This window comes from Pedobacter sp. MC2016-24 (assembly GCF_015223055.1).
Lineage (GTDB): Bacteria > Bacteroidota > Bacteroidia > Sphingobacteriales > Sphingobacteriaceae > Pedobacter.
Genome location: NZ_JADFBX010000004.1, coordinates 310835 through 332845 on the forward strand (window position 1 = coordinate 310835; position 22011 = coordinate 332845).

A 22011-nucleotide genomic window follows, 5' to 3' on the forward strand; every position below is an offset into this window, starting at 1 on the left:
GATGAGCATAAAAGAACAAAATAAAACCGATAAGATGATTTCAAGGGTCACGACAATTGTGGCTGCCCTGATCTTTGTAGTCCTGTTAATCTGGGGTACAAGAACCCTGTTTAGTTATTTGCGTTACGAAGACACCAATGACGCCCAGGTAGATGAGTACATCAATCCAATTACAGCCCGGGTTGGTGGTTATGTGCTGTCGGTCAATTATATGGAGAACCAGGAAGTGAAAAAGGGCGATACTTTAGTGGTGATTGACGACCGTGATTATGCGGTGCAACAAGATGAGGCCGCAGCTTCTTTGTTAAATGCGAAGGCGCAGGTTGCTGTGCTGCAAAGTAACGTACAAACGGCCAATGCCAGTGCTGGTGCCAGTAAAGCTAAAATTGCTGCTGCGAAAGCAAAACTCTGGAAACAGCAGGCGGAATACGATCGCTACAAAAAACTATTTGACGCTGAGTCGGCTACACGTCAGCAGCTGGAAAACATGCAAAGCTTACTCGAAGTGGCAACTGCAGAGTACCAGGCGGTGCGGGAAGATTACGCCGCAGCATTGTCGAGGGCCAATGATATCAAAGTGCAATCGGCTGTGTTGGGATCGGAAATTGAAAGAAGAAAAGCCGTGGTTAAGCGGAATGACCTCAACTCTTCTTATACCGTTATTGTTGCACCTTACAATGGAAAGATGGGGCGCAGAACCATACAGCCGGGGCAACTGGTTCAAGGGGGGCAAACCATAGCATACATCGTTGATCGTGATGCCGGTAAATGGGTAATCGCCAATTTTAAAGAAACTCAGATTGGAAAAATGAAGGTCGGAGCGCAGGTGGATGTTCGGGTGGACGCCTTTCCTGATACCGTATTCAGCGGTAAAATAGAATCCTTGTCTGCCGCTACCGGAGCACGTTTCTCTTTATTGCCGCCAGACAATTCAACCGGTAACTTTGTTAAAATAGCACAACGCATCCCGGTACGGATTCGGCTGGATGGAAAAAACGAGGCATTAGAAAAATTAAATGCGGGAATGAGTGTAACTGTTCATGTGCAAAAGGACAAGCACAATGACTAAGGAAGTACCCATATTTAAAACCTGGGCACCTGAATGGCTGATTAGGTTTGGCATCCTCTTACTGCTTTTATCTTCTGTATTGTTATTCGCCTTGTCTACCGCCGATGGGAATGCCGCTGCCGGATATTATGGCATGGAGCCTGCTGATGTGCAGTTTTCCTTGCTATTGTTTTATGCCGCTGTAGCCAGTTTTGCAGGAGTAGAGCGACGTTTCTTTGAGCGCATTGTGACCAAAGAATATCTGTTGATCTGCATTGTTCTGGAAATTGCCATTGCCTATGCCTGTTACCATACCCGGGAAATCTGGCTGGTATTTGTACTCCGTTTTTTGCAGGGTATTGTGAATTGTGGCATCACGAGTATTTGTCTCAACTTGTTGTTCGGACGTTTAAAATCCGAGCATTCCCGGGAGCAGGGCTATACCATTTTTTACGGCATGATCCTGTGTGTATCCCCGGTTACAGCTTTGTTTGCAGCCCCTCTGGTTGAGGATTTTGAATACAATGTATTGTATAAAGCCATTATTTTTTGCTTTTTGCCAAGCGCAGCTTTACTCTATGTCATCTTAAACCGGGTACATGTGTTGCGTAAAAAACCGCTTTATCAATTGGACTGGGCAAGTTTTTTTCTATTTGTAGTGATGCTGATCCTGATTGCCTATGTATTGATTTACGGTCAGCAAAAAGACTGGCTGGAAGATAAAGGGATCGTTTACAGCATCATTGCCATTGCAGGGCTGTTTGTACTTTCCATATTGCGGCAGCTGGCATTGAAAAGGCCGACAGTCGATTTATCTGTTTTTAAATACCGCAACTTCAGTATTGGTATTGTTTTTCTGATCATATTATACCTGGTTCGTGGTGCTTTTAGCTTAACCAGCAGTTATTTTATTACGGTATTGGGTATGGATTCCTTACATGCCAATGAACTCATGATCTATAACATTCTGGGCATCATCAGCGGATCAGTTATTGCCGTCCGGTTTTTAATGCAACAAAAAATGCTGCGGTTGTTGTGGATCGGAGGATTTGGTTTACTGCTGGTATTTTTTCTGGTGATGTCTTTCTTGTTTTCTACGGAAGCAGATGCAGACACTTTTATGCTTCCTTTGTTTTTGCAGGGAATGGGGGCAGGGATGGTCATGTCGCCAATCGTCATGTTTATCGTTTCCTCGGTTCCATTAGCACTGGGGCAGTCTGCGGCATCAGTCGGGATTTTTGTCCGCTTTTCTACCTTTAGTCTGAGCCTGGCCTTCATCAATTACTTCCAATTGTATATCAAGGGCATGTACAGTGCAAATATAGAAAGACACCTTTCTTTACTTGATCTGGGGCTTCCGCAACGGTTAAAGCTATATCAATCTGCATTAGCCGGGCGTGGGATGCCGACAGACGTAGCTGGAAAAGTAGCTTCTTCCTTGCTCAATAAAGCCATTCAGAAACAGGCTTTTTTGCGATTTTGCATCAATTATTATGAAATGATTGCTTTGTTGTGCCTGGGTACCATTGTGCTGATTGCCTTACAACCTGTGATCAGCCGGACCATTATTGATGTGAAAGGGAAAAGGCCGGCAGCAGCTGGATTTTAGCGATTGCCATTATTAATCTGAGTGTCAATTTTTAATTCTACCGGGCTATTTTTGTGATGCTATTGTGTGATCGCAATAATAATCGTATTTTTGCCCGGCAAATAGTAACTCTTAAATTATTTGCTATGCAACTCGATCCCAATAAATTTATATCCGAAGGACTGACATACGACGACGTATTATTAGTTCCTGCTTATTCTGAAGTTTTGCCACGTGACGTGGATACCGGAAGTTTCTTAACCAAAAAAATACGTATCAATGTACCTATAGTTTCTGCAGCTATGGATACTGTAACCGAAGCTGGATTGGCCATTGCCATTGCACAGGCGGGCGGTATCGGAATGCTTCATAAAAACATGAGCATTGAGCGTCAGGCAGAAGAGGTACGGAAGGTAAAGCGTTCAGAAAGTGGAATGATCCAGGATCCGGTTACCTTAAGTGCAAATGCCAAAGTTGCTGATGCTTTCAAGATCATGAAAGATTTCAAAATTGGTGGTATCCCGGTTATTGACGAAGACAGCAAACTGGTGGGCATCATTACCAACCGGGATCTTCGTTTCCAAAAAGACATGCAGCGTAAAGTGTCTGAAGTGATGACCAGAGAAAATCTGATCACCGCTCCTGAAGGTACTACGCTTTTACAGGCAGAAGAAATCCTGCAGGATTATAAAATTGAAAAATTACCTGTTATTGATGCGGATGGACACCTTAAAGGTTTAATTACGTTTAAAGACATCCAGAAATATAAAAACTACCCTAAAGCCTGTAAAGATGAACGCGGAAGACTGCGCGTTGGCGCAGCTGTAGGGGTGGCGGCAGACAATATCGACCGTGTAGCGGCATTGGTGGCTGCAGGTGTTGATGTGGTTACTGTGGATACTGCACATGGGCATTCCAAAGGTGTAATTGATATGGTGACAGCCATTAAGGCCCGTTTTCCTGATTTGCAGGTGATTGCTGGTAACATTGCAACTGCCGATGCAGCCAGAGCTTTAGCTGCTGCTGGGGCGGATGCTGTGAAAGTTGGAATTGGACCTGGTTCAATTTGTACAACCCGCATCATTGCTGGTGTTGGTGTACCTCAGTTGTATGCAGTTTTTGAATGTGCACAAGCATTAATTGGAACCGGAATTCCTGTAATTGCGGATGGTGGTATCAAACAAACTGGTGATATTGTTAAAGCAATTGCTGCTGGAGCAAGTTCAATCATGGCCGGTTCCTTGTTTGCAGGAGTGGAAGAATCTCCTGGCGAAACCATCATCTATGAAGGCCGTAAGTTTAAATCGTACCGTGGTATGGGCTCTGTAGAGGCTATGCAACAGGGATCTAAAGACCGTTATTTCCAGGACGAGGAAGATGTGGTGACTAAACTGGTTCCGGAAGGAATTGTTGGCCGGGTTCCTTATAAAGGAACGTTAGCTGAGGTAATCTATCAGTATGTTGGAGGATTAAGGGCTGGAATGCACTATTGTGGAGCAGCTACGATTGACGATTTACAAAAAGCTAAATTTGTGCGCATTACCGCTGCAGGTATGAGAGAAAGTCATCCACATGACATCTCCATCACGAAAGAATCGCCAAACTATTCAAGCAGAAGTTAATCATTCAGGATAAAATATAGCATGGCCGCATCACTTGATTTGTGATGCGGCTTTTTTGTGAAAATAATTCTGCGGTATTGGGCCGGCCTTAAGTAGGCTCTGGCCCCAGCAAGGCCCCGGCAATGCCCGATTAAGGCCCCGGCAAGGCCCCCATAATTACGAGCCAGATACGAGCGAGATGCGGACTAGAGGTATTCTCCGTCCGAAATTTCCCAGGTCCATGGTTTCTTAAAATTGTTGAGTGTACGTGGGGTTTTGATTGGGAAGGCCTGTTCTGTACTTTCATTACCGCGCTCAAGGTTATCAATTTTACCGGTGACGGTAATTTTCTTTTGTTTTTGAAAATCATATTGACGGTCCGTCATTTCGCCTGATGCTTCGCTATAGGCATAGTTATTCGCATTTTCGAGGTTCCAGGTTCCATTTCTGTATTTAAAAGCGTAGTTCAGTTTCCAGCGCCAGTTCCCGCCGCCTTCAAAAGACAGGGATAGCTTATTGTCTTTGATGGTAGTAGATCTGAGTGGATCACCACTGATGCCTCCTTCTTCAGCGCGTAGTATAAAATTGTTGTTTTGAGTGATCAGTTTATAAGATCCGGATGCGGAACGTCTGAAATAAATTGCCAAAATCCTTGGTTTCTGTATTTCTGTGATAATTTCCGTGGTATTGTCCCCATAAGCGCGACTTTCCTTTACCGGACGATAAAATTCTAAAATCAAAGCCAGGTCTTTAATCCCATCATGATTCAGATCGCCTGATACGCTGTCGATTATTTTCCAATTGGAGGGCACCAGGCTGGCGATTTTACCTTGCGGTGGCAAGTCCGGGAACTTAAATGCTTGTGCATAAGCACCACCGGTCAGTAAGAAAGAGAATAAGATGAGAAAAGTATACTTCAAAATATGCTTGATTATAGGTGATATCATAGTATAAACGAGAACCCAGCTTAAATAGTACTATTTGGGTTCGAAGTAGGTTTTATCCAGTGATCTGCCAATTTTTTTGGCGAACAGGCTAGCCAGCGACCTGCTAAGCCATCCTGATCTTTTCATCAAATAACCTTTCACAAACCGGGGCAGGATGTGGATCAGTACCTTGCCTTCAAAAAACCGCGTTACACTTTTGGCCACCAATACCGGGGGCTTAATTTTTTTATTTCTGCCTAAAACTCTACTGGCCGTATGATTCAGATAGGCTTTTGCATCTTCCTGGATTGCCGCTTCTTTTGCCCGTAAATTTAATTTGATGGATAGGAGTTGAGCTTTTAATTGTTTTTTGTTTTGAATTTGGTAGCTTTTCTTCATTCACTATGATCTTTATGACACGAATTACCCTTCTTTTGAATGGATTGTTGTAATTTTAACAGCGCTATACAGGTTTTGTTTGATATTATCCAATTTGGATTTTCATTTGATCTGACCGATAGGGATCTTCCATTGTTTTGGGAAATGTTAAACCTCAGTTAACAAAATAGCTTTAAGAAAATTGTACAGTAAAGAACAAGCATCACAAATCAAACAGGCATTCTGGACCTCATTTGGACAGTATATGGCTTTAGAAACCTCAGCCGAGGGGTTAAAAATCAACTGGATCAATTATAAAACCGGGGTAAAACATTTGCACTTTAAAATGCAGGCGGATCAGAAAATGGCTAAAATTTCTATTGAAATGAGCAGTCCTGATCCGGATATGCAAGCGCTTTTATTTGAACAATTTAGTTCTTTCCAGAAAATTCTTGAAGCTGAATTGAACGAAGCCTGGGATTGGGAATTGCATGGAGCGGATGAATATGGTAAAACGATAAGTCGGATTTATACGGTTTTACCTGGTGTAAATATTTTTAGAAAAGAAGACTGGCCGGCCATGATCTCATTTTTAAAACCGCGTATTATTGCACTTGATGCCTTTTGGACAGATGCGCAACATGGTTTTGAGGCCTTTAAATAACTTATTTTTTTAACCAGCCGGTAATGCTTAATCTGGGTTTGTTGGTGAGCAATACCTCGTGTTCCAGTTCGCTGCTTTTAAAGAATACACTTTTACCCTGAGTTGGGCTGATGTTTTGCGTTTCGCCATGCTGATGGATACAGAGCTCGCCGCCATCGGCTGACTGCCAGTCTGCATTGAGATACATAATCATAGAGTATTGTCTGCCGTCGTCGTTTTGAAACTGATCTACGTGCTTTTTGTAAAAGCTACCGGTATCATATAAGGCATAATGAAATTCGTAACCTGTGATGCCAGTGTAGCAGGTGCTGTTTAAATAAAGCACGAATTCGTCCATCAATTCGAAGAATAGATTTTCATTGGGATCGTTGTGGCTTTTATCCAGCCAGTAAATCTGATCACTACGGTACAGCTTGTCGTGGGTAACGGTGGCATGATTTCCGGTACCTGCGTATTGCATCAACTGATTTTGGTACAAAGTACCGAGGTTGATTTTTAACTTTCTGGCCAATTCATCGCTTAAAAAATGATCGGCAATGCCAATTTTATCATGAATAAAGCTGTTAATAAGGATATCAAAGATCTGCTGCAATTTGGGTGGATGATCGTACGGGCAACCGCCCGACTGCTGCAATGTAGTGGTAAAAAGTGGCTTTATTTTTTTCTATCTTTAGCGGATGAATGCTGTTGATCCTAAAGTAACCAATTTTTACGCGCAAAGTTCTGAAGAAACCCGTTTACAGCTTGGATTGGGGCCGCTGGAGTTTGAAAGAAATAAAGAAATCATCAACCGGTATTTACCCAAATCAAATGGTGTGGTTGCTGATGTCGGCGGAGGCCCGGGGCATTATGCGGAATGGCTGGCGGCTAAAGGACATGATGTTGTTCTGATTGATCCGGTACCCAAGCACATACAACAGGCCGAAAAAAGAGCAAAGAAATCAAAGCAGTCTTTTAAAGCATTATTGGGTGAAGCGGGACATTTACCCTTTGCAGATCATACTGTAGATGTGGTAATTCTGCACGGACCACTTTACCATTTGCAGGATCAGCATGCCCGTCTGGCCGCATTACGCGAGGCGAAGCGGGTATTGAAAAAAGGAGGGCTGATTCTTGGCTTTGCCATCACGTATTCAGCTACGCTTGTTGCTGCGCTGCAAAGCAGTATGATTCACCATCAGGATATTTTTGCCATGTGTAAGGAAGAACTGTTAACCGGTAAACACCATGCACCGGACAGTTTCCCGGGGATCCTGGCTTCTGCTTATTTTCACCGTCCATCGCAGTTGCAGGAAGAGTTTGAAATTTCGGGTTTAAAGCAGATCGCTTTGCTGGCCGTTGAAGGCATGATCTGGATGGATCAGAAATACTTTGAAAGTTGGGCTGTTCCGGAAAAGAGAAAGCAATTGCTGGAGCTGCTGAAGATCACCGAAAGTCATTCTGAACTGCTTTGTTTTAGTCCGCATATGGTTTTAATCGCCAGTTCTGCCGATTAAAAATTTGTTTTACAGCATCTTGTGAGAAATATGGGTTGCGGTAATTTTGATGAAATATTTTATTAAACGTTTTTTTAACGTTTAATTATTTATACATTAGATGAACCAAAGAAACCAAATATTCTCTATTGTATGATCTACAAAAAAGCAAGATTGATCCTGAGTACTTTACTCATCCTGATTACACTGAGCAGCGTTGCTCAAAAAAACAGACCTGATATTCATGTTTGGGCGGCCACGCCGCCCATGGGCTGGAACAGCTGGGATTGTTTTGGCCCCACAGTTACCGAGGCTGAAGTTAAAGCCAATGCAGATTATATGGCTAAAAATTTAAAATCTTATGGCTGGAATTATGTAGTGGTAGACATCCGTTGGTATGTTGGAAATGACAAAGCCCACGGTTACAATGAAACCGATCCAGATTATGTTTTGGATGAGTACGGACGTTTTATGCCAGCGGTCAACAGGTTTCCTTCTGCTGCAGGGGGGAAGGGTTTTAAACCGCTTGCTGATTATCTTCATCAGCGGGGATTAAAGTTTGGAATCCATATCATGCGTGGCGTTCCGGTCATTGCAGTTAAGCAAAATTTACCCATTAAAGGGACCAGTTTAAGGGCAGGTGATATCTATTCGGAAAAAGACCAGTGTAAATGGTTGCATGATATGTACACTGTGGTTCCGGGCAAGCCTGGTGCTCAGGAATACTACAATTCTTTATTTGAACTGTATGCATCCTGGGGACTTGACTTTGTCAAGGTTGACGACCTTTCTTCGCCAATTTACTTTGCCGAAGAGATTGAGATGATCAGAAAAGCGATTGATCGTACAGGGCGTAAAATTGTTTTGAGCACCTCTCCGGGCGAAACCCCGATTGCACATGCCGCACATGTTCAGAAATATGCCAATATGTGGCGTACAGTAGGTGATTTCTGGGACAATTGGAAACAATTGAAGGAACATTTTAAGGTTTTTGAACGCTGGAACAAATGGCGTGCAGCGGGTGCTTATCCGGATGGTGATATGCTGCCTTTAGGGCGTATTGGCATCCGTGCAGAGCGGGGAAATCCAAGAATGACCGGTTTTACAAAAGACGAGCAATATACTTTAATGACCTTATGGAGTATCTTCAAATCTCCCTTAATGTTTGGCGGTAACCTACCCGACAACGATCCCTTTACTTTATCGCTTTTGACCAATAAAAATGTCCTCCAGGTGTTAAATCAAAGTGTGAATAACCAACCGTTGTTTACCCGGGAAGATGAAGTAGCCTGGATTGCCGATGAGCCCGGTACCGGGGCAAAATACCTGGCTTTATTTAATACGGGCGAACAGACCGCTGCTATTCGTATTAAACTGGCAGAATTGGGATTGAGTAAGGAAGTCATGATCACCGATTTATGGTCGGGCAAAGCGATGGGTAAGTTCTCAGGTGAGTTCGCACCGGAATTAAACAAACATGGCGCAGGTCTTTATAAAATTGTGCGCATTTTAAAATAGATATCAGATATGACCAAAGTTATTTTATTTTTTTTCATGGCTTGGAGTGCACCATTGCTGGCTCAGCAAACTACCGGGAAAAGCGCTTATTTGTTCACTTATTTTACCGGAAAAGGAACGGATGCTGAGTCTATTCGATTTGCGTTGAGCAAGGACGGCTATAATTTCAAAGCACTCCATAACAACATGCCGGTTTTAAGTTCAGCGCAGATTAGCAGTACTGGCGGTGTACGCGACCCGCATATTTTACGAGGCGAGGATGGCAGAACTTTTTATATGGTTGCCACAGATATGAACGTAGCAAAAAATGGCTGGAATCCGAATCATGCGATGGTGTTGTTGAAATCTAAAGACTTGATAAACTGGAGCTCAAACATTGTCAATATTCCTGCATTATTTCCTGAACTGTCGGCCGTTACCAAGGTATGGGCTCCACAAACGATTTACGATGTGAAAAAGGGCAAATATATGATCTATTGGTCTATGAGTTTTGGTAAAGATCCCATCAAAATATATTATGCCTATGCCAAGTCCGATTTTAGCGGATTAGAGACTACACCGAAACAGCTGTTTTTTAGTCCGGATAATACTTCCTGCCTGGACGGAGATCTCATTTTTAAGGATGGCAAGTATCATTTGTTTATGAAAGCTACCGGAAAAACGCCTGGAATTAAACAGGCCATATCTGACCAACTGACGGAAGGCTATGTCTTGATTGATAAGCGCCTGGAGCAAACGGAACAGGATGTAGAGGGCTCTGGCGTGTTTAAATTGAACAATTCGGATACCTGGATTTTAATGTATGATCTGTACAGAACGGGTAAATATCAGTTTACGAAGAGCAAGGATCTGGTAAATTTCAGCGCTATTGACAATGAAGTATCGATGGATTTCCTTCCGCGTCATGGAACTGTAATTGCTATAACTGCAAAAGAAGAGCAATCGCTTCGCAACAAATGGGAGCAGAAGTTGAACAAAACTGAGTCAGCTGCGGTGATCAATGTAGACTTAAACGGTGAAATTGGTGAAATGAAACCAATTTGGGCCTGGTTTGGATACGATGAGCCGAATTATACCTATATGAAAGACGGGAAAAAGCTGCTTTCAGAAATTGCGGCTTTGAGCCCGGTCCCGGTATATGTACGCGCGCACAATTTACTTACTTCTGGTGATGGTACACCTGCGTTAAAATGGGGTTCTACCAATATCTATACAGAAGATGCACAAGGTAATCCGATTTATAACTACAAAATTGTGGACAGTATTTTTGATACGTATATAAAGCGGGGTATGAAGCCGCTGGCACAAATTGGTTTTATGCCTGAGGCACTTTCTACACATCCCCAACCCTATCAGCACCAATGGAAGCCGGGAATGTCTTACAATACAATTGAAACGGGTTGGGCTTATCCGCCTAAAGATTATGGGAAATGGGCTGAACTTGTTTATCAATGGGTTAAACATTGTGTTTCACGTTACGGAAAAGCGGAGGTGGAAAGCTGGTATTGGGAGGTTTGGAACGAAGCGAACGGGGCTTATTGGAAAGGCACGCAAGCTGAATTTTTTAAATTGTACGATTATGCCGCGGACGGGCTGAAACGGGCCCTGCCGACGGCTAAAATAGGTGGGCCAAATGTTACTGGTGGCGGAATGAAATATCTCGACGCCTTTATCAGGCATTGTTTAAGAGATACCAATTATGCAACCGGAAAAATTGGTGCGCCATTGGATCTCCTGCTTTTTCATGCCAAGGGATCACCCAGGGTTGTTGATGGAAATGTAGTGATGAATATCAGGCAGCAGCTTCGAAATATTGCTGATAATTTTAAAGTGATCGGCGCCTATCCTGAACTGAAGGGAATCCCTGTGGTATTGGGGGAGTCTGACCCTGAAGGTTGTGCAGCCTGTGGAATGAGCACCAATCCTGAAAATGCCTATCGGAACGGAACCCTGTATTCGAGTTATACTGCTGCCGCTTTTGCCAGGAAATATCTGCTGGCAGACCTTTATGATAAAAACCTGATCGGTGCAGTGAGCTGGTCTTTTGAGTTTGAAGATCAACCCTGGTTTGCTGGTTTTAGGGATTTGGCTACCAATGGGGTGGATAAGCCAGTTTTGAATGTTTTCAGAATGTATGGCATGATGCATGGTAAGCGGGTAAAAGCAGAAAGTAACCGGATGTATTCCCTTAAATCTGTACTGGATTCGAGTATCCGTTCCGGTCAGACTGATATTGGCGTAATGGCAAGCAAAGCCGCCCAGACAGCGGGAGTAATGGTGTGGAACTATCATGATGAAGACGTAACCGGCAAGCCAGAAGTTGTTACCGTTAACATCTCAGCGATACCAGGGCGGACGTTTTCATTCACAGAATACCGGATTGATGATAAACACAGCAATTCTTATGAATTGTGGAAAAAATTAGGCTCACCACAAAATCCAACAGCTGCACAAATTGCGCAGCTGGAGAAAGGAGGGCAGTTGCAGAGCATTGGTAAAACCCTGAAAAGAACTGCTGTTGATGGAAATTTTACAGTCAACATCTCACTACCCAGACAGGGTGTTTCTTTGTTAAAATTAGATTGGTAGGTTCATCATGAAGAGATTGTTTTTTTATGCCTGTTTGTTGTTGGGCACTGGGTTTTCCAGTCATGGACAAAGTGGTTTACAGGCATTTCCTTTGGCTGACGTAAGGTTATTGGAAAGTCCGTTTAAAGCCGCCCAGCAAACCGACATGAAATACCTGTTGGCACTTGATTGCGACCGGCTGCTGGCTCCATTTTTAAGAGAAGCCGGGCTGGAGGCCAAGCTGAAAAGCTATGGAAACTGGGAAAATTCAGGTTTAGATGGGCATATTGGCGGACACTATCTTTCTGCTTTGTCTGAAATGTATGCTGCAACGGGTAATGTGGAATTGAAAAAACGTCTGGATTACATGTTGGACTGGCTGGAAAAATGTCAGCTAAAAAATGGCAATGGTTATGTTGGCGGCATACCTGGTAGTCGCGAACTTTGGGATGCCGTGGAAGCCGGGAAGGCCGACGCCGGTAGCTTCTCTTTAAGTAACAGGTGGGTGCCATGGTATAACATCCATAAACTATATGCAGGTTTAATTGATGCGTATCAATTGACCGGAAATGAACAGGCTAAAAGGATATTACTGAAGCTTTCTGATTGGTGTTTGAAAATAACATCTGGGATGTCTGATGCACAAATGCAGCAAATGCTTAAAACTGAACATGGCGGAATGAATGAAGTTTTCGCGGATGTTGCTGCGCTAAGCAATGACCAGCGGTATTTGCAAATGGCACGCAGGTTCTCACATCGTGCCATACTCAATCCTTTATTGCATCATGTCGATTCGCTAAATGGTCTGCATGCCAATACCCAAATCCCGAAGGTGATCGGTTTTATGCGGATTGCCGAGGTTGGGAAGGATGCCGGCTGGAAAGATGCTGCTGATTTTTTCTGGAATACAGTGGTTGATCACCGTACGGTGTCTATTGGCGGAAACAGTGTAAGCGAGCATTTTAATCCCACAAATAATTTTTCGTCGATGATGGAAAGCAGGGAGGGCCCTGAAACCTGTAACAGTTACAATATGCTTAAACTGAGCAAGCATCTGTTTCTTTACAGCAAAGATGCCAAATACATGGATTATTATGAGCGTACAACTTATAACCACATTTTGTCTTCTCAGCATCCGGATGGTGGTTTTGTGTATTTTACCCCGATGCGCCCCCGGCATTACCGTGTTTATTCGCAACCACAAGAAGGCTTCTGGTGCTGTGTGGGCTCAGGCTTAGAAAACCATGGAAAGTATGGGGAACTGATTTATGCACAGGACCAGAAAGATTTATATGTGAACCTTTATCTGCCATCGGTGCTGCAGTGGAAAGCACGAAACCTGAGCATTACCCAACAGACACGTTTTCCATTTGAGGAACAAAGTACTTTAACTGTGGAGCTGAAAAAACCACAAGATTTTGCCATTAAATTCAGGTATCCGGCCTGGGTTGAAGCGGGTAAACTGCAAATCCTGGTCAACAAGAAAGCTGTAAAAGTAAAGCGGGATGAACATGGATATGCCGCGGTGCGTAAGCTTTGGCAGGATGGGGATGTCATCACTATAGTGTTGCCTATGCAAACCAAGGCAGAAATCCTGCCAGACCAATCGGATTGGGTTTCTTTTGTACATGGTCCGATTGTGCTTGCTGCCATCACAGACACGACTGGATTGACTGGCTTACATGCCGATGGCAGCAGAATGGGGCATGTGGCCAGTGGCCCGCTTTATCCCATCCAGGACGCACCTTTATTGGTCACAGAAAATCGGGACTTCGCTGGTAAAATAAAACCGGTCAAAAATAAAGCCTTTACATTTTCAGCGGCATCGTTGATTGTTCAACCTCAATATCAAAACCTGGAAATGATTCCCTTTTATCAGGTTCATGATGCGCGGTATATGATTTACTGGCCATTTACCAATCAGGCCCAGTTGCGCACTCGTCAGGCATTGATCAAATCGCAGGAAGAAGCCAGGTTAGGGCTGGATGCAATTACAGTAGATCAGGTGAGTGTAGGCGAACAGCAGCCAGAGTCTGACCATCGGTTTAAAGGGGAAAGAACAGAAAATGGAGTGTTTAAAGACCGTCATTACCGATCAGCCAAAGGTTTTTTCAGTTATGTGCTGAAAAACCCAGGTAAGAATGCAGTTAAACTTAGTTTTACCTATTTTGATGGGGAAAAGCAGGGCGACTTCGACCTCCTGGTTAATGGTGTTTTGTTACAATCTTTTAAAATGGAGGGCAAGGGAGCACAGTTTGCAGATACCGTACTTCCTTTGCCTGATGAGTTAAAAACGCAGCAAACTTTAGAGGTGGTATTTAAAGCTAAACCGGGTCGCAGCACATCCAATATTTTTGAGCTTAGGTTGCTCGATCAATAGCATTGCTTCATGTTTGATTATTTCGTTTGCCGGGCATCAAGCAATACGGCAAGTTGTATACAACCTGTATTAGTTCTGTTGCTCCAGGCATGATTTGTACCTCGCTGTATAACTACATCACCTGCTTTTAATAAGGTTTCTTCTTCTTCAAGAATTAGCCAGATCTCTCCGGATAAAATGATGATGTAATCCAAAGTGTCTGTTTGATGCATTAGCGGATGAGGCATGCCTGCTTTGATTTCGATACCCAGGTCCTGATCTGGCGGAATGTGGACATAGCGAAAATATGAACCATTAACAGGAGTAACCGGTAATGCTGTATTCTCTGTTTGTACAAGAGCAGAAAGGTCGACAGGCATGGTATCTGTTGTCCACAGGTCAGAAATAATCAATCCCGGGTAGTGTTCAGATACATTGCCAACCACTTCGTCTGCTGTAATTACGGATTTACCGTTTCTGATCCCTGTCAGGATACGGCGTGGAATTTTTGGAAATTCATTCATCGGGCAAATTTACCGGCAAAATCATTTAAATTTGGCACTGGTAACCTTGAGGTTACCACTAAGTATACAGGGTTAAGATGGAAGCAAATCAAAGAACGGGAAAGTGTAAGTCGGAATTTATGGCTTTACAGGATAGTTTAGAGATTCTTGGGGGCAAATGGAAATTATTGATCGTGCATTACCTGGCTCAAAGAACTGCTGAGGAAAATACCTTCAAAAATATGCAACGTGGTATTCCGGGCATCTCTGCAAAAATGCTATCCAAAGAATTGAAGGATTTGGAGTTAAACTTGATGGTAAGCAAAGAACAGCCTGGTTTGAAAACATCAACAGCAAGCTATAGCATTACCACATATGGTAAAAAAGTAATGCCTGTGACAGATGTGCTGATTAACTGGGGGCTGCAGCACCGCCTGATGATTAAGGAAAACGGTTAAAACTATAGTTTTTCTCGGCAACGATTGCGCAAATTATTTTTCACATTTTTCAAGATCAATGAAGCAAACTTCGTATGATTGCTGAACCAAATTTAAATCCTATGCGCATTTGTGTTAGCAAAAAACAATCGATTGACTTCATTGCTGATTTTCTTGAAAAGAGGCTTCAGACGTTGTGTACGCTGTTTCTGTTGGGCATGAGCCTGGCCGGTGTTGCGCAACAAAAATACCCCGAAACACTTACGGTTTCGCAAGATGGAAAAGGGGATTACAAAACGATTCAGGAAGCTGTGAACTCGGTCCGAGATCTGGGAAAGAAAGAAGTGAAGATCTATATCCGCAAAGGAGTTTATCGGGAAAAACTGGTTATTCCTTCGTGGAAAACGAACATTTCGTTCATTGGCGAAGATGCCTCGAATACCATCATTACCAATGCGGATTATTCCGGTAAAGTTTATTCCGGAGGTAAAGATATTTACGGGTTGGATAAGTTTAGCACTTATACTTCTTACACAGTATTGGTACAGGGGGATGGTTTTTCCGCTCAAAATTTAACTATTGAGAATACATCAGGAAAGGTTGGGCAGGCGGTTGCTTTACATGTAGAAGGGGACCGGATATTGCTGAAAAACTGCCGTATTTTAGGGAATCAGGATACGCTTTTTACGGCGACTGCAAATAGCAGACAGTATTATTTAAACTGTTATGTTGAAGGGACTACTGACTTTATTTTTGGTGAGGCCACAGCTGTATTTCAAAGCTGTACGATAAAAAGCCTAAGTAACTCTTACATTACTGCTGCGGCCACCCGGGAAGGTCAGAAATTTGGATATGTTTTTTTTGATTGCAAATTGATTGCCGATAGTGGGGTGAACAAAGTGTTTTTGGGCAGGCCATGGCGGCCTTATGCGCGGACGGTTTGGATCAGAACGTCGATGGGCGGACACATTGTACCGGAGGGCTGGTACCACTGGCCAGGAGACAGTATGTTTCCAAATAAGGAAAAGACCACGTATTATGCAGAATACCAAAGTACTGGGCCAGGAGCTCCTGCTTCGGGTAGAATTGGCTGGTCGAAGCAATTGAGCAGCAGCGAAGCGAAAGTATATACTTTGAACAATATTTTTAACCATGCGCATCCCTGGATGCCAAACATCAAGTAATCTAATCATGAACTACTATTCTAAGTTATTTATCCTATCGGGTCTGGTTGTCAGTTTTGTGAGCCCGCTTATGGGGCAACAAAAGGTGACAGGCAAAAAAGATAATCCGGCTAAGCCTTATGTATCCAAAGTCTGGGTATCTGATTTGGGAAACGGGACTTTTAAAAACCCGGTATTGGATGCCGATTATTCGGATCCGGATGCCATCCGGGTAGGTGATGATTTTTACCTGATTGCTTCTAGTTTTGATGCGGTTCCGGGATTGCCGGTATTACATTCCAGGGATCTGGTAAACTGGCGCATCATTGGTCATGCGTTGAAACGCCAGCCGCCTTTTGATCACTTTTCTAAAACACAACATGGCAATGGGGTTTGGGCTCCGGCCATCCGATACCATAATAACGAGTTTTACATTTATTATCCGGATCCAGATTTCGGTATTTATGTAACCAAAGCTAAAGATCCAGCCGGTGTATGGTCTGATCCAGTCCTGGTTGAAAGTGGTCAGGGACTGATTGACCCCTGTCCGCTTTGGGATGAAGATGGTAAAGTTTACCTGGCCTATGCCTATGCGGGAAGTCGCGCAGGTATCAAAAGTGTGCTGGCTGTAAAGGAGCTGAATGCTGCCGGAACCAAAGCAATCACAGCCGGAACGCTGGTGTACGACGGCCATGAGACTGATCCCACTATAGAGGGGCCAAAGCTGTACAAAAGAAATGGATATTATTACATCTTCGCACCAGCGGGTGGCGTATCTACTGGCTGGCAACTGATTCTTCGTTCCAAGAATATATACGGGCCTTATGAGCGTCATGTAGCCATGGATCAGGGAAAATCTGTTGTAAACGGGCCACATCAGGGTGCCTGGGTAAATACACAAACGGGTGAGGATTGGTTCCTGCATTTTCAGGATAAAGAAGCTTACGGGCGTGTGGTACATCTGCAGCCGATGAAATGGATCAATGACTGGCCGGTTATCGGTATAGATCAAGATGGTGATGGTATAGGTGAGCCTGTGCTGACTTATAAAAAGCCGAATGTTGGCCGTACATATCCCATAGAAACGCCTGCTGAAAGCGACGAATTTGACGGTACTGCTTTAGGCTTGCAGTGGCAATGGCAGGCCAATCCTAGAGCAACCTGGTCCTTTTTAAATCCTGCTTTGGGAGCGCTTCGACTGTATACGCATCAAATACCGGATAGTGCCAGAAACTACTGGGATGTTCCGAATATGCTGTTGCAAAAATTTCCGACAGAAGCGTTTGTAGCGACCACTAAATTGAAATTTACGCCAAATCCCAAATTGGAAAATGAAAAGGCAGGGTTGATCGTCATGGGAATGAGCTATGCCGGAATATCTCTTCGCAGTGATAAAAATGGAATTTCAGTTGTTTATGGAATTTGTAAATCTGCCAGTCAGGGTAAAGCCGAATCAGAAAAGGTGATCGCCCAGCTGCCAGGTAAGGAGGTTTACTTCCGGGTCACCGTAAGTAAAGGGGCCAGTTGTCAGTTTAGTTATAGTCTGGAAGGAAAGCAATTCATTGATGTTGGCGCGGCTTTTCAGGCGGATAAAGGGCAATGGATTGGTGCCAAAGTTGGCTTGTTTGCTACCAGAACGAGCAAAATTAATGATGCTGGCTATGCCGATTTTGACTGGTTTAGGGTAACCCAATGAAGCAGGTAAGTTCAGGACAGTTTTGTCGGGAAATGTAACAATATTAGAAGTCGCTTATCTGAGTAAGTATATTTGTAGGATGTAAATGTCATAAAAGATAAAAGAGGTACCATAACACTAACAAAATGAAATATCAGCTTTTTATAGACCCTAATGACAAAACGACTAAAGCTAAGCAAATTGTACAGGCCATTATTCGGGATATCGAAAAGGGTATTTTACAGAAGAACTCACGTGTTCCTTCTATAAATGACTTCAGTTCCGATCATAAAATTGCCAGGGATACGGTAGAAAAAGCCTATAAGCGTTTAAAAGATCAGGGATATTTGATTTCGGTTCCGGGTAAGGGCAATTATGTTGCCGAAGGTCCTGGAAAAGAATTGCGTATTTTGATGGTACTCAATAAAATGAGCTCCTATAAAAAGGAAGTTTATGATACTTTCATTCAGACACTAGGTAAAAAAGCGAAGGTTGAATTGCAGATCCACCATTATGATCCAAAGCTTTTCAAAGAAATTATAGAGAATAATAAAGGGAAATACCATTATTACGCGGTGATGCCTCATTTTTTTCACGATGCTAAAGCTGCCGAATATGAAGAAGTACTCAAAAGCATCTCGCCTCATGAACTTGTGCTGCTGGATAAAAATGTACCTTTGAAAAAGGATGGATATATTTCAGTTTACCAGGATTTTAAGCAGGATAGTTATGATGCTTTGCAGGCTGCGGCTGCGCAATTTGACAAATACAGTAGAATTACAGTCGTTTTTCCCAAATTAAGTCATCATCCGGTGGAGATATTGTATGGCATTCAGTTGTTTTGTGAGGAACATGATAAACAATTCCTGGTGGTGTCGGAAGTAGATGAGGTTGTGATCCAGAAAGGAGAGGCCTTTATCATACTTACAGAGCCGGAACTCGCCGATTTGATTAAGAAGATCAGAAGTACCGGTTTGAAACAAGGTGTGGATATCGGGATTCTTTCTTTCAATGAGACGGTAATGAAAGAATTGCTGGAGATTACCGTGGTTACCACAGATTTCAAAGCGATGGGTGAACTTGCTGCCAATATGATCCTGCAGAAAGAATTTAAAGAGGTGAGGAACAATTTCAGGTTTATCCAAAGGCAGTCCTTATAATTTCATATCGGATGAGCAGTATCTTTTTCTGAAGAACAATCAGCTCTTGTAAATTCATATTCATGAGTATTGCGTTTTTATCAGTTACGAAAAAAAGCAGGGATTGTTTTCTAAAAGGTAGATTTTTTGCATCACATTGAAACTTTTTTGCAATAAATTCGTTATTACTTGGTTCAATAAGAGCATTATTTTAATACTAAATCCGGATCAATTATGAAATTTTCCACTTTACCGATCGCTTTAATCTTATTTGCCTGTATCGGGCAAGGCTGCGTAAGCAGTAAAAAATACAAGGACTTACAATCGAGTTATGATGATCTGAAAAATAAAACGAAAGATTTAAATCAAAAATATCAAGGCAGTCAGCAGGATCTTTCAGGATCAAGTTCAAGGGTAAAAAGTCTCGAAGAGCAAATTGCGGCTGAGCGGGCAAACACCGCTGCACTGCAGGCCGCTTTGGATAAATGTTTATCCTCTTCCAGTCAGGGTAACGTGAACATTTCTAAACTGGTAGATGAGATCAACAGTTCCAATAAATACATACAACATCTGGTGAATACCAAAAATAAAAGCGACTCGCTTAATGTGGTGCTGACCAATAACCTGACCCGTTCATTGAGCAGAGAGGAAATGCGCGATGTGGATGTTCAGGTGTTGAAAGGTGTGGTATACATCTCTTTATCTGATAACATGTTGTACAAATCCGGAAGTTATGAAATCTCGGATCTGGCAGGCGCGACCTTAAGTAAAATTGCTAAGATCATCACCGATTATAAAGACTATGAGGTATTGATTGAAGGTAATACGGATAACGTGCCTATTGCGCAAACCAATATTAGAAACAATTGGGATTTAAGTGCATTGAGGGCGTCATCCGTTGTGCAGGCCTTACAAAATAAATACAATGTAGATCCAAAAAGGCTAACTGCCGGTGGCCGCGGCGAATATAATCCTGTAGCACCCAATGATACCGAAGCCGGGAAAACCAGGAACAGGCGTACACAGATTATCATTACGCCGAAGCTTGATCAGTTTATGGACCTTATTGAAAAGGCCCCAGAGCCGACTACTAAGCCCTAATTTACTTAGGACCACCAGTTTAAAGGGAATTCGATTTCATCAACCGAACTTGCAATCATATCTGGCTTAAAGGCGTAGTGACTTAATGTATCTTTGGTAGAAATACCCGACAATACCAATATGGTTTTATAACCCATTTGAACACCACCCTGGATATCAGTTTCCATGGTATCTCCTACAACAGTGGTTTCGCTGGTTTCCAGACCTAAGAACTTCCTGGCAGAGCGCATCATTACCGGACTAGGTTTACCGGTTACAAATGCTTTTCTGCCGGTTGCTTCTTCAATCATAGCCGTGGTTGCAGCAATTCCAAGATTGTTCCAACCCGGCTTTTTTGGTGATGGATCCCTGTTGGTGGTAATGAATTTCGCCCCTGCTAAAATCATGTCTACAGCACGTTGTACCATCTCTAAGGTGAAATTACGACCTTCTCCAAGTACTACAAATTCAGGATCTGTGTTGACTAAAGTAATTCCGTGATCGTGTAAACTACTCAGTAAACCACCTTCGCCAAGAACGTATGCTGTGCCATTGGGGCTCTGATCGCCGAGAAATTTTGCGGTAGCCATTGCGCTCGTATAGACATGTTTGCTTTCTACTTTAATCCCTAAGCCCTTTAATTTACGCACAACTTCCAGACTGGTTCTTTGACTGTTGTTGGTCATAAAAGTAAATGGGATGTCTTTATCCAGTAAGTTTTTGATGAATTTATCTGCACCGAAGATCAATTCTTCGCCACTATAAATCACACCATCCATATCGATTAAAAGTCCTTGTTTCATCTTTTTTGTTTAGTTTAACGGTAATGGACAAATATAAAATTATATGGTGTTTATATCGGCTATAATTTGATCTGATTTATACCTATTTTAGGTAAAATATATTATGAAACTAAAATTCTTCCTTCTACTGAATTTCATTTGCGCTTTAGCAGCTGTTGCTCAAAACAGGAGTGGCTTAACGGGTATTCCCGATACTTCCTTTTCTACCAGGCGTGCTTACCTGAGTTTGATTAAAACCATGCCTGATGCCCAGATTGTTCCGGAGTTGAAGTCGCCCCAGGTTGCTGAAAAAAGGAATTTAGTGTATTGCGATGTCAAAGGCAGAAAATTGCATATAGATGCTTTTTCTCCGGCAGCTCCTGGCAGCGCTTTGCGCCCCGCGATACTGATTGTACATGGTGGCGGTTGGCGGAGTGGTAACCGGCAACAGCATATTCCCCTGGCGCAGCATCTTGCGGCATTAGGTTATGTGTGTTTTACTGTAGAATATCGCTTATCTACAGAAGCATTGTACCCAGCGGCAGTAAATGATCTTAAATCAGCGGTCAGATGGATGCGTACGCAAAAGAAAAACTTTCCTATCGATACGTCAAAGATTGTCATACTCGGTTTTTCCGCCGGAGGCGAGCTGGCTGCATTTGTGGGAACAACGAATGGGGACACCAGTTTCCGTGCGAATGCCTGTCATGGGGGGATGTCTGATTCGGTTCAGGCAATTGTGGATATAGACGGTACACTTTCTTTTGTACATCCCGAAAGTGGGGAAGGCGATGACCGCAAATCGACCTCCGCAGCTTCCTATTGGTTTGGTTATGGGAAAATGGAACATCCGGAGCTTTGGAAGGCGGCTTCTCCCTTAACACATGTGGGAAAAAATACGCCACCTACCTTGTTCCTGAACAGTTCAGTAGACCGCATGCATGCGGGAAGAGATGATTTTAGAAAAGTGCTTGACCAGTATGGCATTTATCATGAGCAGCATACCTTTGAAAAATCACCCCATACGTTTTGTTTGTTTGAGCCCTGGTTTGAACCTACTGTTCAATATATTGACGGGTTTTTAAAAAAGATTTTCAAATGATCCTG

At 43.0% G+C, this 22011-nt stretch carries 19 protein-coding genes; 14 read left to right on the forward strand and 5 right to left on the reverse strand.

Annotated features, from left to right (window positions below):
• The first annotated feature begins 1 nt into the window (after nt 1).
• The 3 genes from IM797_RS12300 (at nt 2) to guaB (ending at nt 4258) form a co-directional block, all read left to right on the forward strand.
• Entirely contained in the window at nt 2–1069 is a 1068-nt protein-coding gene (locus IM797_RS12300; protein WP_194127427.1) for an HlyD family secretion protein, read from the forward strand.
• On the forward strand, nt 1062–2657 hold the full coding sequence (locus IM797_RS12305) for an MFS transporter (RefSeq protein ID WP_194127428.1): 1596 nt from the start codon (nt 1062–1064) through the stop codon (nt 2655–2657). Before IM797_RS12300 ends, IM797_RS12305 begins: the two co-directional genes overlap by 8 nt.
• A gap of 125 nt (nt 2658–2782) precedes the next feature.
• Complete coding sequence (gene guaB / locus IM797_RS12310) at nt 2783–4258, forward strand: IMP dehydrogenase (protein ID WP_194127429.1); 1476 nt, start codon at nt 2783–2785, stop codon at nt 4256–4258.
• Between the two features lie 185 nt (nt 4259–4443).
• Here the strand turns inward: guaB and IM797_RS12315 are convergent, their stop codons facing one another.
• Complete coding sequence (locus IM797_RS12315) at nt 4444–5157, reverse strand: hypothetical protein (protein ID WP_228098827.1); 714 nt, start codon at nt 5155–5157, stop codon at nt 4444–4446.
• Between the two features lie 57 nt (nt 5158–5214).
• Nucleotides 5215–5562 (reverse strand): hypothetical protein, encoded by a 348-nt coding sequence (locus IM797_RS12320; RefSeq protein WP_194127430.1) that lies wholly within the window; start codon nt 5560–5562, stop codon nt 5215–5217.
• A gap of 181 nt (nt 5563–5743) precedes the next feature.
• On the opposite strand from IM797_RS12320, the gene IM797_RS12325 reads away from it, so the two are divergent.
• On the forward strand, nt 5744–6205 hold the full coding sequence (locus IM797_RS12325) for a DUF4268 domain-containing protein (RefSeq protein ID WP_194127431.1): 462 nt from the start codon (nt 5744–5746) through the stop codon (nt 6203–6205).
• Between the two features lies 1 nt (nt 6206).
• Here the strand turns inward: IM797_RS12325 and IM797_RS12330 are convergent, their stop codons facing one another.
• Nucleotides 6207–6797 carry a 2OG-Fe(II) oxygenase gene (locus IM797_RS12330; protein ID WP_194127432.1) on the reverse strand — a complete coding sequence of 197 codons (591 nt, stop codon included), beginning with the start codon at nt 6795–6797 and terminating at the stop codon, nt 6207–6209.
• An 85-nt stretch (nt 6798–6882) separates the two neighbouring features.
• Here IM797_RS12330 and IM797_RS12335 point away from each other — a divergent pair, with 85 nt between their 5' ends.
• From IM797_RS12335 to IM797_RS12350, 4 genes are all read left to right on the forward strand, one after another.
• Nucleotides 6883–7701 carry a class I SAM-dependent methyltransferase gene (locus tag IM797_RS12335; RefSeq protein WP_194127433.1) on the forward strand — a complete coding sequence of 273 codons (819 nt, stop codon included), beginning with the start codon at nt 6883–6885 and terminating at the stop codon, nt 7699–7701.
• Nucleotides 7702–7833: 132 nt separating this feature from the next.
• Nucleotides 7834–9198 (forward strand): glycoside hydrolase family 27 protein, encoded by a 1365-nt coding sequence (locus IM797_RS12340; RefSeq protein ID WP_194127434.1) that lies wholly within the window; start codon nt 7834–7836, stop codon nt 9196–9198.
• A gap of 36 nt (nt 9199–9234) precedes the next feature.
• Nucleotides 9235–11787, forward strand: a complete 2553-nt coding sequence (locus IM797_RS12345; protein ID WP_228098828.1) for a hypothetical protein — start codon at nt 9235–9237, stop codon at nt 11785–11787.
• A gap of 7 nt (nt 11788–11794) precedes the next feature.
• The gene (locus IM797_RS12350; protein ID WP_194127435.1) at nt 11795–14146 is read left to right on the forward strand and encodes a glycoside hydrolase family 127 protein; all 2352 of its coding nucleotides are present in this window, start codon (nt 11795–11797) and stop codon (nt 14144–14146) included.
• A 17-nt stretch (nt 14147–14163) separates the two neighbouring features.
• Here the strand turns inward: IM797_RS12350 and IM797_RS12355 are convergent, their stop codons facing one another.
• Nucleotides 14164–14649: a cupin domain-containing protein gene (locus tag IM797_RS12355; protein ID WP_194127436.1), complete on the reverse strand. Its 486-nt coding sequence runs from the start codon at nt 14647–14649 to the stop codon at nt 14164–14166.
• Nucleotides 14650–14726: 77 nt separating this feature from the next.
• Between IM797_RS12355 and IM797_RS12360 the strand changes: the two genes are divergently transcribed.
• The 5 genes from IM797_RS12360 to IM797_RS12380 all read left to right on the forward strand — a co-directional run bounded on the left by IM797_RS12360 (nt 14727) and on the right by IM797_RS12380 (nt 20143).
• On the forward strand, nt 14727–15086 hold the full coding sequence (locus IM797_RS12360) for a helix-turn-helix domain-containing protein (protein WP_194127437.1): 360 nt from the start codon (nt 14727–14729) through the stop codon (nt 15084–15086).
• Between the two features lie 101 nt (nt 15087–15187).
• Nucleotides 15188–16249, forward strand: a complete 1062-nt coding sequence (locus IM797_RS12365; RefSeq protein WP_228098829.1) for a pectinesterase family protein — start codon at nt 15188–15190, stop codon at nt 16247–16249.
• 70 nt (nt 16250–16319) lie between these two features.
• Nucleotides 16320–17924, forward strand: a complete 1605-nt coding sequence (locus tag IM797_RS12370) for a glycoside hydrolase 43 family protein (protein WP_228098849.1) — start codon at nt 16320–16322, stop codon at nt 17922–17924.
• A 125-nt stretch (nt 17925–18049) separates the two neighbouring features.
• The gene (locus IM797_RS12375; RefSeq protein ID WP_194127439.1) at nt 18050–19063 is read left to right on the forward strand and encodes a GntR family transcriptional regulator; all 1014 of its coding nucleotides are present in this window, start codon (nt 18050–18052) and stop codon (nt 19061–19063) included.
• 213 nt (nt 19064–19276) lie between these two features.
• Complete coding sequence (locus tag IM797_RS12380; RefSeq protein ID WP_194127440.1) at nt 19277–20143, forward strand: flagellar motor protein MotB; 867 nt, start codon at nt 19277–19279, stop codon at nt 20141–20143.
• Nucleotides 20144–20148: 5 nt separating this feature from the next.
• Here IM797_RS12380 and IM797_RS12385 read toward each other — a convergent pair whose 3' ends face one another.
• On the reverse strand, nt 20149–20925 hold the full coding sequence (locus IM797_RS12385; protein WP_194127441.1) for an HAD-IIA family hydrolase: 777 nt from the start codon (nt 20923–20925) through the stop codon (nt 20149–20151).
• Between the two features lie 103 nt (nt 20926–21028).
• On the opposite strand from IM797_RS12385, the gene IM797_RS12390 reads away from it, so the two are divergent.
• Nucleotides 21029–22006: an alpha/beta hydrolase gene (locus IM797_RS12390; RefSeq protein ID WP_194127442.1), complete on the forward strand. Its 978-nt coding sequence runs from the start codon at nt 21029–21031 to the stop codon at nt 22004–22006.
• The last annotated feature ends 5 nt before the right edge of the window (nt 22007–22011 follow it).

What these genes read in the sequence shown, in the direction of transcription:
- IM797_RS12320 (WP_194127430.1), bottom strand. Translation starts at nt 5,562, where the DNA reads ATGAAGAAAAGCTACCAAATTCAAAACAAAAAACAATTAAAAGCTCAA.
- IM797_RS12300 (WP_194127427.1), top strand. Translation starts at nt 2, where the DNA reads ATGAGCATAAAAGAACAAAATAAAACCGATAAGATGATTTCAAGGGTC.
- IM797_RS12370 (WP_228098849.1), top strand. Translation starts at nt 16,320, where the DNA reads ATGGGGCAACAAAAGGTGACAGGCAAAAAAGATAATCCGGCTAAGCCT.
- IM797_RS12340 (WP_194127434.1), top strand. Translation starts at nt 7,834, where the DNA reads ATGATCTACAAAAAAGCAAGATTGATCCTGAGTACTTTACTCATCCTG.
- IM797_RS12335 (WP_194127433.1), top strand. Translation starts at nt 6,883, where the DNA reads ATGAATGCTGTTGATCCTAAAGTAACCAATTTTTACGCGCAAAGTTCT.
- IM797_RS12390 (WP_194127442.1), top strand. Translation starts at nt 21,029, where the DNA reads ATGAAACTAAAATTCTTCCTTCTACTGAATTTCATTTGCGCTTTAGCA.
- IM797_RS12350 (WP_194127435.1), top strand. Translation starts at nt 11,795, where the DNA reads ATGAAGAGATTGTTTTTTTATGCCTGTTTGTTGTTGGGCACTGGGTTT.
- IM797_RS12380 (WP_194127440.1), top strand. Translation starts at nt 19,277, where the DNA reads ATGAAATTTTCCACTTTACCGATCGCTTTAATCTTATTTGCCTGTATC.
- IM797_RS12375 (WP_194127439.1), top strand. Translation starts at nt 18,050, where the DNA reads ATGAAATATCAGCTTTTTATAGACCCTAATGACAAAACGACTAAAGCT.
- guaB (WP_194127429.1), top strand. Translation starts at nt 2,783, where the DNA reads ATGCAACTCGATCCCAATAAATTTATATCCGAAGGACTGACATACGAC.
- IM797_RS12345 (WP_228098828.1), top strand. Translation starts at nt 9,235, where the DNA reads ATGGCTTGGAGTGCACCATTGCTGGCTCAGCAAACTACCGGGAAAAGC.
- IM797_RS12355 (WP_194127436.1), bottom strand. Translation starts at nt 14,649, where the DNA reads ATGAATGAATTTCCAAAAATTCCACGCCGTATCCTGACAGGGATCAGA.
- IM797_RS12305 (WP_194127428.1), top strand. Translation starts at nt 1,062, where the DNA reads ATGACTAAGGAAGTACCCATATTTAAAACCTGGGCACCTGAATGGCTG.
- IM797_RS12385 (WP_194127441.1), bottom strand. Translation starts at nt 20,925, where the DNA reads ATGAAACAAGGACTTTTAATCGATATGGATGGTGTGATTTATAGTGGC.
- IM797_RS12360 (WP_194127437.1), top strand. Translation starts at nt 14,727, where the DNA reads ATGGAAGCAAATCAAAGAACGGGAAAGTGTAAGTCGGAATTTATGGCT.
- IM797_RS12365 (WP_228098829.1), top strand. Translation starts at nt 15,188, where the DNA reads ATGCGCATTTGTGTTAGCAAAAAACAATCGATTGACTTCATTGCTGAT.